Genomic DNA, 13,496 nt, shown 5'->3' on the forward strand with positions numbered 1-13,496 from the left:
GATTGAGAGACCATGTCAGCAGGTAAGAAAAACGTTAAATCCCGGGCCGCTGGCACGACTCAGCGTGTGCTCATCTGTAGCGGCGGCCGTTACGAATCTCAGGCAAATGCGCAGATCCGTGAATCGATCATGGATGGCTGGGCTGAGTGCTTCGGCGAAGAGAATGTCATCGCTGTGCATATCAGCGGCGCCGCTGCGTCCATCGAGCGTCTGAAGCCGACCATCGTTTTCGCGATTGGCTCCTATCTGCCAGAAAGCACCTATTTCGGTGAGGTCTGCCGCGAGGCCAGAAAAATCGGGGCGATCACCGTGTTCTGGCGACGGAAGACCCCTATGAACAGGATGCAAATTATCGGATTACCGATGATTTCGACGTGATTTTCTCCTGCGATCGCTGGGGCCATAATTTCTATCAGCGTGAACGGGTCTTCCATCTGCCGCTCGCTGCGAGCCGCAAGCTACATTATGCGCCGATCGAGAAGGAGGTGGAGAAATCCATCGACGTGCTCTTCTGCGGCGTCGCATTCACGAGCCGAAAGGATATCGTGCGCAATCTGATGCCAACCCTGCGCAACCTGAACGTCAAGATCATCGGCCCAGGCTGGGGCGAATTCGGGATCGGCTTTTCGGATGCGCGCATCGAAAAGGCGCAGCTCATCGAGTTGTATCGCCGCTCGAAGCTGGTGCTGAATCTGGGTCGTTCGCTGCATTTCGAAAACAAGCGCTTCATGGTTGCCCCGTCGACACCCGGGCCACGTACTTTCGAGGCAGCCGCCGCCGGGGCCTTTCAGGTGTTTCACGAAGACACTTACGAACTGCGCCGCTATTTCACGGCAGAGGAAATCCCGACCTTCTCCAACAAGATCGATTTCGACCGTATCGTCGCGCGTTATATCGATGACACACCGCTCTGCATCGAAATGGCCCGCCGCGCCCAGGCGCGCACGATGGACGAACATACCTATGGTCATCGCATTCGCGCCGCCATCGAAGTGCTCAAGAGCGAAGGCTTTCTCGAAGGGTGAGGTCTGATTCTGCTTGCGGTTCTGTTGGCGACAAAGCGCCTTGCCGACAGAACCGAGGGAATGATTTCGATTAATTTAAATGTGACATTCGTAACAGCACGCTAGCGTTGATTCCCCTTGCTCCAAAAGGACGATCATGACGCGAACGATACGGCGTGTATTTCCCGGACTGATTGGCATCTTGATGTTGTGCTTCGGTGCAGCGCAAACCGGGGCACAGGAAGACTATACGATACGTGGCATGAGCCGCGATGCTCTTGAGGACCATATCGAGGCCGAACTCGGTGAGCGGCAATTCGACACCATGCCGCGCTGGCATGAGACTGTCTGCGTGGATATTCACGGCATCCAGGATCAATTTGCCTCGGCGCTCTTCGGTCATTTGCAGTCTGTCGGCAAAGGTCTTGGGCTTCAGGTAAGGCAGAAATGCAAGGACGCACGCCTCTTCGTATTCTTTACCGATCAGTCTGACGCGCTCGCAGCGAAAATCCAGAATCTCAACCCTACTCTTTTTGTCGGCTTAGACAGGTCGATCGAATTCAGAGAGAACAAGGTTATGGCGACGAAGGCCGAGATCAGCGAGTTTCTCAAACCACGGGCTGTGCGCTGGCTGACATCCTCAGCCATGCGCAGTAAGGATGGCACGCCGCCCCTCGTCATCTCCACGGCTGACGGCATCGTTTATGCGACACAGGGCTACCCGTCATTTGTGGCCAATGAGCAGACCCGGCGTGACATAGAGATTGTGCTGATTATCGTAGACATCACGCGGTTAAAAAACGAGCCCTGGGGAATGCTGAATGATCTTCTCTCGGTGATTGCCTTCGCAGGGCCTCATCTGCGCACCGGGTATGACGCGACAAGCCTGCTGCGATTTACCGAAACATCTGTTTTACAGGGTCCGACTGGCCCCATGACAGCCTACGACAAGTCTCTGCTCAGCACGCTTTATGCCCTGCCTGAGGCTATAGCCGGTCCGACGCGGTAGACTGGATGACCGATAATTTCCCAACCGATAGTCGAGCGCGCTGAGCGCTCAGCCGCGTGTCAGGTGATAATGGCTGCGTAGATCGGCCTCAATCTCGTCGGCATGGTCTCCATCGCGCGCCTCGATCATGATTTCCAGTTCGGCAGTCTGTACCGATGGCGCTGCGAAAAGCCGCTGATGCGATACTTCGATAATATTGCCCCCCGCGTTACCGATACGCGTCGAGATATCGGCCAGCACACCCGGACGATCGGGAATCTGCAGCGTCAGTGACAGAAGCCGCCCGTCACGTCGTAGGGCACGAAGCAGGGTATTGGCAAAAATCCGCGTGCCGATATTCCCACCTGTGATCGGCAGCGCGACACGCTTGCCAGCGAAGATTTCCGGATAGGTCATGACGGCCGCCAACGCTGCTGCGCCTGCTCCTTCCGAGACCTGCTTGGCCTGTTCCGCCAGATGCGCGATCGCAGACTCGACCTGTAGCTCGGTCACGACCAGCACACGATCCAGCAGCAGGCTGACAGCTTCGAGACACCGATTGCCGATCTGCATGACCGCAATCCCCTCGGCGATGGTCGAGCCCCCACGCGCAGCTACCGCGGCCTCAGGAAAGGCGGAAAGCGAAGCATGACTCTCTACCTGAACGCCGATGATCCTTGTTTCGGGGCTGAGCGCAGCAGCCGCGATAGCGGAGCCGCTGATCAGCCCGCCCCCCCCGATAGGAAGCACCAGCATATCGAGCGCCGGGCTGTCTTCAATCAGTTCGACGGCGAACGTGCCCTGTCCCGCCATGACGGCGACGTCATTGAAGGGATGGACCAGAACCAGACCTTCCCGTTCGCGCAGCACTTCCGCAACCTTGGAGCCTCGGCAAAATCCTCGCCCTCCGTGACGACACGGGCGCCCCACCCTCGGGTGCGTTCGACCTTGGCCGACGGGGTGTGACGCGGCATGACAATGGTAGCGTCAATGCCCAGAAGGCTGGCATGACGCGCCACGCCCTGAGAGTGATTGCCAGCCGAGACCGCAATCACACCGCGCTTCTTTTCTTCCTCACTGAGGAGGGCCAGCTTGTTGGCGGCGCCGCGTTCCTTGAACGAAGCGACCGCCTGAAGGTTCTCCAGCTTCAGCCAGATATCTGCGCCCGTCATTTTCGAAAGCGCGGCGCATCGAATGCTTGGCGTACGAACAATATGCGGAGCGATCCGCTCATGAGCGGCAAGAATATCGGCGAAGGTGAGAGAATGAACTTCGGACACGTTCTTCTTTTCGTGTTGGCGGACCGGATTGGCCCGCCCTGTTTCAGGACGCGACTTACTTGTAGGTGACGGTCAGGATTTCGTAGCTCTTGTCGCCACCTGGAGTCGGCACGGTAACGCTGTCGCCGACCGATTTGCCGATCAGCGCCTTGGCGAGCGGCGAGGAGACAGACAGACGGCCGAGCTTGATATCGGCCTCATGCATGCCGACGATCTGGTAACCGCTCTCCTTGTCGGTTTCTTCATCCACCAGTTCGATATGCGCACCGAATTTCACCATATCACCTGAAAGCTGTGACGGGTCGATGACTTCGGCTGTGGAGATGATCTCTTCAAGCTCGAGCACACGCCCCTCAATGAAAGACTGGCGGTCGCGAGCGGCATGATATTCGGCGTTTTCAGACAAATCGCCATGGGCGCGGGCCTCCGCGATGGCGCGGATGACAGCCGGGCGGTCTTCGCTCTTCAGACGACGCAGTTCATCTTCTAGACGGGTCAAACCTTCACCGGTCATCGGAATCTTCTGCACAGCGCATTCCCCAAAACGAGTTCGGCCCACGCGTAAAGCCTCTGGGACACCCTGTCCCGAGGCCCTGCACGGGGCATAACCGGGCTTGAGACAATCCCAGCCCGCAAATTGATCATTTAAGCTAGGTCTTCCGGGGGGCAAGTTCAAGGCAAGCCGAGGGTTCTGCCTGGTTTTATGCAGAATTGATCGGGGATTACCAATGTTGTCTCAGGGTGCTGCCCTGAAACCCGTCAAAGGGCCGTCGCCCTTTGCAAACCCATTTGAGGGGATGAAAGGGGCGAGCCTCCTGCTGGAGAGTGGGGGCGAGTTCCCCGCTGGATTAGAGGAACGTTGCTCAGGACGCTGTCCTGAAACCCGTCAAAGGACTGTCGCCCTGTGCGCACCCATTTGAGGGGATGAAAGGGGCGAGCCCCTTTCCGGGGAGTGGGGCAGAGCCCCGATTCCTTTAGAACTCCCGCTTGAAATAGGACTGCAACGGCGCAACGTCGAGCCCGCCATCCTTGATGGCCGAGATGGCGTAGATCGCCGCGCGGGCGCCTGCCAGCGTGGTGAAATGCGGCACACCGCCGAGCAGGGATGAGCGACGGATATCGAAGCTGTCACGCACGGCCTGCGAACCCTGCGCCGTGTTGATCACGAGCTGGACATCGCCGGAGCGGATGGCATCCACGCAGTTCGGGCGGCCTTCCAGCACCTTGTTGACGCGCTTGACGGCGATACCGGCCTCTTCGAGGCGGGCAGCCGTGCCGCGCGTGGCCATGATGCTGAAGCCCATCTCGATCAGCTTGCGACCGAGTGCCTGAACCTGGGTCTTGTGGCCGTCACGCACCGAGAGCAGTACTGTGCCAGCCTGCGGCAGAACGACGCCTGCGGCGAGCTGGGATTTGGCGAAAGCGCGTTCGAAGCTGCTGTCGAGACCGATGACTTCACCCGTCGAGCGCATTTCCGGGCCGAGGATGGTGTCGGTATCGGCAAAGCGATGGAAGGGGAAAACGGCTTCCTTGACCGCCACATGCGGAGCGATGGCGTCACCATCGAGCTTGAAGCTCGACAGCTTGGCGCCAGCCATGACGCAAGCGCCGATCTTGGCAACGGGAACACCGGTGGCCTTGGCGACGAAGGGCACCGTGCGCGAGGCGCGCGGGTTCACTTCGAGCACGAAAACCTCGTGGTCCTTGATGGCGTATTGCACGTTCATCAGCCCGACAATGCCCAGCTCGCGCGCCATGGCTTCGGTCTGGGCCTTCAGCTCGGTCACGATGGCAGGAGAAAGCGTGTAGGGCGGAAGCGAGCAGGCCGAGTCACCCGAATGGATGCCTGCCTCTTCGATATGCTCCATCACGCCAGCCACATAGACATCCTGTCCGTCGCAGATGCAGTCCACGTCCGCTTCAATGGCGTCGTTCAGATAGCGATCGAGCAGGATCGGGCCGGAGGACACTTCGGCACCGGCCAGAACCAGCGTGTTGCGCAGATAGCGTTGCAGACCGGCCGGATCGTACACGATCTCCATGGCGCGACCGCCCAGCACATAGGACGGGCGAACCACGACAGGGTAGCCAACCTTTTCGGCCACGGCCTCGGCTTCCCCCGGCGTGCGGGCAATGCCGTTCTCGGGCTGACGCAGACCAAGCTTGCGCAGTAGAGCCTGAAAACGCTCGCGATCTTCGGCGCGATCAATGGCGTCAGCCGGTGTGCCGAGCAGCGGAATACCTGCGGTTTCGAGTGCGCGTGACAGCTTGAGAGGGGTCTGACCGCCATACTGTACGATGCAGCCCAGAATTTCGCCATTGGCCTGTTCAGTGCGGATGAGGGAAATTACATCCTCATCGGTCAGCGGCTCGAAATACAGACGATCGGACGTGTCGTAATCGGTCGAGACGGTCTCGGGGTTGCAATTGACCATGATGGTCTCGAACCCGGCTTCGCGCAGCGCATAAGCGGCATGCACGCAGCAATAATCGAATTCGATACCCTGGCCGATGCGGTTCGGGCCGCCGCCGAGAATGACGATCTTCTTGCGGTCGGTCGGGCGGCTCTCGCATTCCGGCACGCCGAACCCGCCTTCATAGGTCGAGTAGAGATAGGGCGTGTCAGAGGCGAATTCGCCTGCGCAGGTATCGATGCGCTTATAGGCGGGCGTTACACCAAGCTTCAGGCGCAGTGCCGCCACTTCGTCGATGCTCTGACCCGTCAGGCGGGCAAGCTGGCGATCGGAGAAGCCCTGTGCCTTGATGCGGCGCAGGTTGCGGGCATCCTTGGGCAGACCATTGGCAGCAATCTCGTTTTCGGACACGACGATATCGTGCAACTGGCGGAGGAACCAGGGTTCGAAGCGGCAGGCTGCATTGATGTCTTCAAGGCTCAGGCCCGCGCGAATGGCCTGGGCTGCCATCAGGATGCGCTCGGGGCGCGGCTCGGACAGGGCGGCGCGATAGGCATCGAGCGAGCCGTCGCCGGGGGCTTCGACAGGGTCGAGGCCGGTAAGCCCCGTTTCCATCGAACGCAGACCTTTTTGCAGCGCTTCGGCGAAGGAGCGGCCGACCGACATGGCCTCGCCAACGGACTTCATCGAAGTCGAGAGCAGGGCAGGGGCGCCGGGGAATTTCTCGAAGGTGAAGCGCGGGATCTTGACGACGACATAGTCGATGGTCGGCTCGAAGCTGGCGGGCGTCGTGCCGGTGATGTCGTTGGCAAGCTCGTCAAGCGTATAGCCGACAGCTAGCTTGGCCGCGATCTTGGCGATGGGGAAGCCGGTCGCCTTGGAGGCGAGCGCCGAGGAGCGCGAGACGCGCGGGTTCATTTCGATGACGACGATACGGCCATCATCGGGGTTGATGCCGAACTGCACGTTCGAGCCGCCCGTCTCGACGCCGATCTTGCGCAGGCAGGCGATCGAGATGTCGCGAAGGTTCTGGAATTCCTTGTCGGTCAGCGTCAGCGCCGGAGCGACAGTGATGGAATCGCCCGTATGCACACCCATCGGGTCGATATTCTCGATGGAGCAGACGATAATGCAGTTATCCGCCTTGTCGCGGACGACTTCCATTTCGAATTCCTTCCATCCCAGCACGGATTCTTCAATCAGAACCTCGGTGGTGGGGGAAGCATCGAGACCGCCAGCGACGATCTGGTCGAACTCCTCGCGGTTATAGGCAATGCCGCCACCGGCACCGCCCATGGTGAAGGACGGGCGGATGATCGCGGGCAGGCCCACGGTTTCAAGCGCAGCGCGGGCCTCTTCGAGTGTATGGGCGATGGTGCTACGCGGCGATTCAACGCCGATCTCGTCCATGGCCTCGCGGAATTTCTGGCGGTCTTCGGCACGGTCGATGACTTCGGCATTGGCGCCGATAAGCTCGACATTATGCTTTTTCAGAAAGCCCGACTTGTCGAGCGCCATGGCGGCGTTCAGCGCCGTCTGTCCACCCATTGTGGGCAGAACCGCGTCGGGCTTCTCTTTGAGGATGATACGCTCGACGAATTCCGGGGTGATCGGCTCGACATAGGTGGCATCGGCCAGGCCCGGATCGGTCATGATCGTGGCCGGGTTCGAGTTGATGAGGATGACGCGATAGCCTTCCTCTTTCAGCGCCTTGCAGGCCTGCGTGCCGGAATAGTCGAATTCACAGGCCTGACCGATCACGATGGGGCCGGCGCCGATGATGAGGATCGACGAGATATCTGTACGTTTCGGCATGGGTCAGGCTGCCTTCTTGTCCATGAGGGCGACGAAGCGCTCGAAGAGATAGAATGAATCGGACGGTCCGGGGCTCGCCTCGGGATGGTACTGCACCGAGAACGCATCGAGCTTCGTGCTGCGAATACCCTCATTGGAGCCGTCGAACAGGCTGGTATGGGTGATGATCACGTCTTCGGGCAGGGATTTGTCATCCACCGCAAAGCCATGGTTCTGGCTGGTGATTTCCACGCGGCCCGAAGCGAGATCCTTCACCGGCTGGTTGGCGCCACGATGGCCGCGCTCCAGCTTGTAGGTCTTGGCGCCGAGCGCCTGTGCCAGAAGTTGATGGCCGAGGCAGATGCCGAAAACCGGCACATTGGCAGCGAGCACGCCCTTGATGGCGGGCACGGCATAAACGCCGGTCGCGGCTGGATCGCCGGGGCCATTGGAGAGGAACACGCCCTCAGGGTTGTGCCGCAGGATCTCTTCGGTCGTGGCGGTGGCCGGCACGACAGTCACGTCACAGCCAGCGGTCACGAGGCAGCGAAGGATGTTGCGCTTGGCACCATAATCGACAGCTACCACCCTGCGGCGTGTGCTGCGCTCTGCCTCAGGCTTCTGCCAGACGCCGAGACCCCAGTTATAGCTCTGGGTGCAGGTCACGTCCTTCGCCAGATCCATGCCCTCGAGGCCGGGCCAGGAGACGGCCTGGCCGCGCAGGGTAGCGAGGTCGAACTGGCCATCCTTCGGGAAGGCAAGCACGGCGGTCTGCGGGCCGCCATCGCGCAGGCGACGGGTGATGAGGCGCGTATCGATGCCTGCAATGCCCGGCAGGTTCTGGCCGATCATCCACTGGGCGAATTTCTGGGTCGAGCGCCAGTTGGCGGGTAGGGTGACATCTTCCTTCACCACCACGCCGCGCGCGGCGACGCGCTGGGCTTCGTCATCTTCGGCATTGGTGCCGACATTGCCGATATGCGGAAAGGTAAAGGTCACGATCTGGCCGGCGAAGGACGGATCGGTGAGCGTCTCCTGATAGCCAGTCATGCCGGTGTTGAAGCACAGCTCGCCTATGGCGGCGCCCTCGGTATGGGCGCGAAACCGACACCCCAGAGAATGGTCCCGTCAGCAAGGACGAGGGCGGCATTGGCGCCTTCAGGGCAGGTATCGGTCATGGTCGGGGTCTTCTCCTGAGGCGTCTGCGGATCGAGGTCAGAGAGAGTGATGCCGGGCAGGCGTAGCAGCGCCGCCCAATGCTTGCCGGGAATGGCGCGCGACTGGCGCCATTTGCGAATGGCCTCGGTGCCGACGCCGGTAAGGCTGGCCAGCGCCTCGGCGCCTCCTGCCTTCTCGATGATCTCTTCGATGTCCATACCCGTCTCCCTTGCGTCCTTTTCCACTCGGACGCGCGAGTGTTGATGCTAGATAAGCCTTTGAGACGGGATTGGGAAGTTTTTTCCCACTCTCAACCGCCGCTCGATATGTGGGAAAAATATTCCCGATCTCGTGTGGCGCAGGTCAGGAAAAGGAAAAAGACAATGTCCCTGAGAGAACAGATCTCGACCGATCTCAAGACCGCCATGAAGGCGAAGGAAATGGATCGTGTAGCGCAGATTCGCGGCATTACCGCCCGCATCAAGGACCTCGACGTCGCGGCGCGCGCCAATGGCAAGGAAATCGGGGATGAGGATATTCTCCCGATGCTGCGCAGCATGATCAAGTCGCGCACCGAATCCGCCACCATGTATCGCGAGGGCGGCCGCCCCGAGCTGGCAGAGAAGGAAGAGGCCGAAATTGCGACGATCAAGGCCTATCTCCCGCCAGAAATGGATGAGGCAGCGCTGACGGCTGAAATCGATGCGGCCATTGCCGAGGCTGGTGCCACCAGCATGAAGGAGATGGGTAAGGTCATGGCCGTGCTCAAGGCCAAGTTCGGCAGCGCACTCGATATGGGTCGCGTGAATTCGGTCGTCAAAGGCCGCCTGTCCTGATTTCGGGCTGAGAGATGGCGTTCGACCCCGGCTTTCTCGACGAGCTGCGCGCCCGCACCCCGATCGCTGCGGTGATCGGGCGGCGGACAAAGCTCAGCCGTTCAGGCCGTCACTGGAAGGCATGCTGCCCCTTTCATGGGGAAAAGACGCCGTCATTCTACGTTTATGACGACCATTTCCACTGCTTTGGCTGTGGAGTGCATGGCGATGTCATTTCCTTCGTCATGCAGAGCGAGGGGCGCAGCTTCCCCGAAGCTGTGGAGCAACTCGCCAGCGAGGCGGGGCTCGACATGCCTCGTCAGGACCCGCGTCAGGAGGCGCGTGCGCAGGAGGCGCGTTCGCTCGGCGATGTGCTCGAAGCCGTGCAGGCAGTTTATCGTCAGGCGCTTTTCCAGCCTGCCGGGCGTCAGGCACTGGCCTATCTTCGTCGGCGCGGATTGTCGGATGCGACCATCGAGCGTTTCGGCCTCGGCTGGGCGGGTGAGGGGCGCGGGGCGCTGGCCGAGGCGCTGCGCGGTCAGAACATCACGCCGGAGCAACTGGTTCAGGCCGGCTCATGCGCGTGGATGAGCGCGGTGCGCCAAGGGGCGAGTTGTTTTTCTCTCGCGTCATGTTTCCGATACGCGACCGGCGCGGCAGGTTGATCTCGTTCGGTGGCCGCACGCTTGGCGACGCCCAGCCGAAATATGTGAATGGCCCGGAGACGGCGCTCTTCTCCAAGCGGCGGGCGCTTTACAACCTCGATCTTGCCCGTGCTGCCTTGCGTGATCCGGCGCAGAAGCTGATCGTGGTTGAGGGGTATATGGATGTCATCGCCCTGGCCCAGGCGGGTTTCGAGGCGGCTGTGGCGCCGCTCGGAACGGCTATGGGGGCAGAGCAGCTCGAACTGCTCTGGCGCGAAGCCTCTCATCCGATCCTTTGTCTCGATGGCGATGCTGCCGGTGCGCGCGCGGCTTTGCGCGTTGCAGAGCTGGCGCTGCCCCTGCTCACGCATGAGCGCAGTCTGAATTTCTGCCGTCTCGACCCAAAGGATGATCCGGATAGTCTGATCCGTCGCGAAGGCCCGCAGGCGATGAAACGCGTGCTTGATGGCGCGACTTCTCTGGCTGAAGAGCTTTTTCAGCTCATGATGGCCGGTGTGCAACAGGACGTGCCCGAGCAGCGTGCGGCGTTGAAAAAGCGTCTCGAAGCGGCTGCCGCGCTGATTGCCGACAAGGATCTCGCGTCGGAATATCGCCGTGCCCTGATGGAGCGGTTTTTCGCCTCCTCACGGCGTGGTGGCCGCAATGGGGCGGCGAAACCGCGTGGTGCAAAGGCACCGCTGCGCAGTGGGGCGATCGATACGGGCGCGCTGGAGCGCTTGCGCCTTCTGACCGTTCTGGTTCTGCGTACGCCGTCTCTTTTGCTGGAAATCGAGGATCAATACGGTCGTCTTGAGCTGCCATCGCCGCTTGATGAAATACGCGACACGATACTGGACTGGTTTGCCGAATTGTCATCTGAGGAGGGGCTGACGTCAGAATCCTGTCTCGAGGCCCTTGAGGCAAGCGGCCTTGGGGACGAGGCACGCAGCTTGCTCAATAACGGACTCTTGCCTGCCACGCAGGCGAACAGGAACGGATTATTCTCGCTCGAACCCATCCAGCAATGGTGGCATTTTTTCGGCCTGGTGAATTATCCCGCTTTTGTGCGCGAAGTCGAGCAGGACATGCAGGCAGCCCTTTCCAACCCGTCGCTCGAAGGCCTGCCAGAGGCTCTCCTGGTGCGTTTGCGCACGCTCGATCGTCTGCGCCGGGGTGAAGAAAGTGACGACGAGGAGTGACGCTGCGCGTCGGTCGGACACGAAAAGAGAGGGGCAGACCCTTGACTTCGGGCGTTGGATCGCCCACCTGCACGCTGCCGAAATTGCTAGCGCTGACGCTGGTGGATCGCAGTTGGAAGAGAGGTTGGCCGGTGGGCTGGCCGGGTCGGGCGGCGCATTGCTCTTGCAGTGCGCTGGGTTGACGCGTTTCTTTCATGGCTGGTTTTAAGCGTTACGCCCGACAGGGCGTGCGGGAGCAGGGAGTAGGGTATGGCGACGAAAGCGGCCACGGGAACGGAGCGGAATGCGCAGGACCAGGACGGCGATACCAATGTCCTCGACACGCAGTCCGGTGCGGTCAAGCGGCTTATCGCCAAGGGACGTGAGCGCGGCCATATCACCTTTGACGAACTGAACGCCGTTCTTCCCCAGGACCAGATGTCTTCCGAGCAGATCGAAGACATCATGGCCATCTTCTCCGAAATGGGCATTCAGGTTGTCGAGAACGAAGACAACGAGGAAGCGGAAGACGCCGAGGAAAAGGCCGAGGAAAAGGAAGAGGCCGAAGAAGCCGAAGAATCGCCTACTGGCAATGTGAGCGAAAGCGCGGGCCGTACCGATGATCCGGTGCGCATGTATCTGCGCGAGATGGGCTCGGTCGAGTTGCTGTCGCGTGAAGGCGAAATCGCCATCGCCAAGCGAATCGAGGCCGGTCGCGATGAAATGATCGGTGGTCTCTGCGAGAGCCCGCTCACCTTCCGTGCCATCATCTCCTGGCATGACAAGCTCAAGGAAGGCGAGATGTTGCTGCGCGACATCGTCGATCTTGAAGCCATGCAGGGCGGCCCTTCCGAGGAAGAGACAGCCGAGACCGAAAACGGTGAAGAGAACGAGGACAACCTCGACGAAGAGCCCGCAAACGAGGAAGGTGGCGACCCGGAAAGCTCCGGCCTATCGCTGTCAGCGCTCGAGGAAAAGCTCAAGCCCGAGATCCTCGCCCATTTCGAAGCTATTGAGCCGCTTTACGACACGCTGCGCGCGCTTCAGGTGCGTCGCATCGAGACGCTGACCAGCGGCTCCGAAGCGACCGGCGCTTCGGAAGCTGAATACGAGAAGCTGCGCACCGAACTGGTCAAGATGGTCGAGCAGGTGCATTTGCACAACAACCGGATCGAAGAGCTGGTAACCCAGCTCAAGGTCCAATTTCAGCGTCTGAACACACTTGAAGGCCGTATGCTGCGCATGGCCGAAAGCTGCCGCGTGTCGCGTGACGACTTTCTGCAGAAATATCGCGGCTACGAACTCGACCCGAACTGGTTGGCGTCGGTTTCTGCGCTGACCGGTAAATCGTGGAAAAACTTCACCACACGCTACGCCGAGCAGATTATCGATCTGCGTAATCAGGTGGCCGATCTGGCGCATAGCACCGGCCTGCCGGTTGGCGAGTTCCGTCGTGTCTATGCGGTCGTCTCTCGTGGTGAGCGCGATACGACGCGCGCCAAGAAGGAAATGATCGAGGCGAATCTGCGTCTCGTGATTTCGATTGCCAAGAAATACACCAATCGCGGTCTGCAATTCCTGGATCTGATCCAGGAAGGCAATATCGGTCTGATGAAGGCCGTCGATAAATTCGAGTACCGTCGCGGCTATAAATTCTCGACTTATGCGACCTGGTGGATTCGTCAGGCCATCACGCGGTCGATCGCCGATCAGGCGCGCACCATCCGTATTCCGGTGCATATGATCGAGACGATCAACAAGCTGGTGCGTACCTCGCGTCAGATGTTGCACGAGATCGGTCGCGAGCCTGCCCCCGAAGAGCTGGCCGAGAAGCTCGGCATGCCGCTTGAAAAAGTGCGCAAGGTGCTCAAGATTGCCAAAGAGCCGATCTCTCTCGAAACGCCGATTGGCGACGAGGAAGACAGCCATCTGGGCGATTTCATTGAGGACAAGACAGCGGTCATCCCGCTCGACGCCGCGATCCAGACCAATCTGCGTGAAGCGACCACGCGCGTTCTGGCCTCGCTCACCCCGCGTGAAGAGCGCGTGCTGCGTATGCGTTTTGGTATCGGCATGAACACCGACCATACGCTCGAGGAAGTCGGGCAACAGTTCAACGTGACCCGCGAACGTATCCGCCAGATTGAGGCCAAGGCGCTGCGCAAGCTCAAGCACCCCAGCCGCAGCCGCAAGCTGCGCTCGTTCCTCGACGATAACTGAT

General features: G+C 60.3%; 5 protein-coding genes and 4 pseudogenes. 5 read left to right on the top strand and 4 right to left on the bottom strand.

What is annotated here, in order from left to right:
- Positions 1 to 12: 12 nt before the first annotated feature.
- Both JCM25414_RS18960 and JCM25414_RS09655 read left to right on the top strand, forming a co-directional pair.
- A pseudogene (locus tag JCM25414_RS18960) lies at positions 13 to 1,025 on the top strand (CgeB family protein).
- Between the two features lie 136 nt (positions 1,026 to 1,161).
- Positions 1,162 to 2,013: a hypothetical protein gene (locus JCM25414_RS09655; protein WP_025841508.1), complete on the top strand. Its 852-nt coding sequence runs from the start codon at positions 1,162 to 1,164 to the stop codon at positions 2,011 to 2,013.
- Between the two features lie 48 nt (positions 2,014 to 2,061).
- Here JCM25414_RS09655 and JCM25414_RS18965 read toward each other — a convergent pair.
- The 4 genes and pseudogenes from JCM25414_RS18965 to carA all read right to left on the bottom strand — a co-directional run bounded on the left by JCM25414_RS18965 (position 2,062) and on the right by carA (position 8,856).
- Positions 2,062 to 3,272, bottom strand: a pseudogene (locus tag JCM25414_RS18965) (threonine ammonia-lyase).
- 55 nt (positions 3,273 to 3,327) lie between these two features.
- Entirely contained in the window at positions 3,328 to 3,801 is a 474-nt protein-coding gene (gene greA / locus JCM25414_RS09665) for a transcription elongation factor GreA (RefSeq protein ID WP_025841509.1), read from the bottom strand.
- Between the two features lie 445 nt (positions 3,802 to 4,246).
- Positions 4,247 to 7,501, bottom strand: coding sequence for a carbamoyl-phosphate synthase large subunit (gene carB, locus JCM25414_RS09670; protein WP_025841510.1), 3,255 nt, complete (start codon positions 7,499 to 7,501; stop codon positions 4,247 to 4,249).
- 3 nt (positions 7,502 to 7,504) lie between these two features.
- Positions 7,505 to 8,856: pseudogene (gene carA, locus JCM25414_RS18970) on the bottom strand (glutamine-hydrolyzing carbamoyl-phosphate synthase small subunit).
- 165 nt (positions 8,857 to 9,021) lie between these two features.
- On the opposite strand from carA, the gene JCM25414_RS09680 reads away from it, so the two are divergent.
- The 3 genes and pseudogenes from JCM25414_RS09680 to rpoD all read left to right on the top strand — a co-directional run bounded on the left by JCM25414_RS09680 (position 9,022) and on the right by rpoD (position 13,495).
- Entirely contained in the window at positions 9,022 to 9,474 is a 453-nt protein-coding gene (locus tag JCM25414_RS09680) for a GatB/YqeY domain-containing protein (protein WP_025841511.1), read from the top strand.
- A gap of 14 nt (positions 9,475 to 9,488) precedes the next feature.
- Positions 9,489 to 11,296, top strand: a pseudogene (gene dnaG / locus JCM25414_RS26050) (DNA primase).
- Positions 11,297 to 11,545: 249 nt separating this feature from the next.
- Positions 11,546 to 13,495, top strand: a complete 1,950-nt coding sequence (gene rpoD / locus JCM25414_RS09695) for an RNA polymerase sigma factor RpoD (protein ID WP_025841513.1) — start codon at positions 11,546 to 11,548, stop codon at positions 13,493 to 13,495.
- Position 13,496: the final 1 nt, after the last annotated feature.

The organism is Asaia platycodi JCM 25414, assembly GCF_000614545.1.
Lineage (GTDB): Bacteria > Pseudomonadota > Alphaproteobacteria > Acetobacterales > Acetobacteraceae > Asaia > Asaia platycodi.

Coding starts and splice junctions, on each gene's coding strand:
- JCM25414_RS09680 (WP_025841511.1), top strand. CDS start 9,022: ATGTCCCTGAGAGAACAGATCTCGACCGATCTCAAGACCGCCATGAAG.
- JCM25414_RS09655 (WP_025841508.1), top strand. CDS start 1,162: ATGACGCGAACGATACGGCGTGTATTTCCCGGACTGATTGGCATCTTG.
- carB (WP_025841510.1), bottom strand. CDS start 7,501: ATGCCGAAACGTACAGATATCTCGTCGATCCTCATCATCGGCGCCGGC.
- rpoD (WP_025841513.1), top strand. CDS start 11,546: ATGGCGACGAAAGCGGCCACGGGAACGGAGCGGAATGCGCAGGACCAG.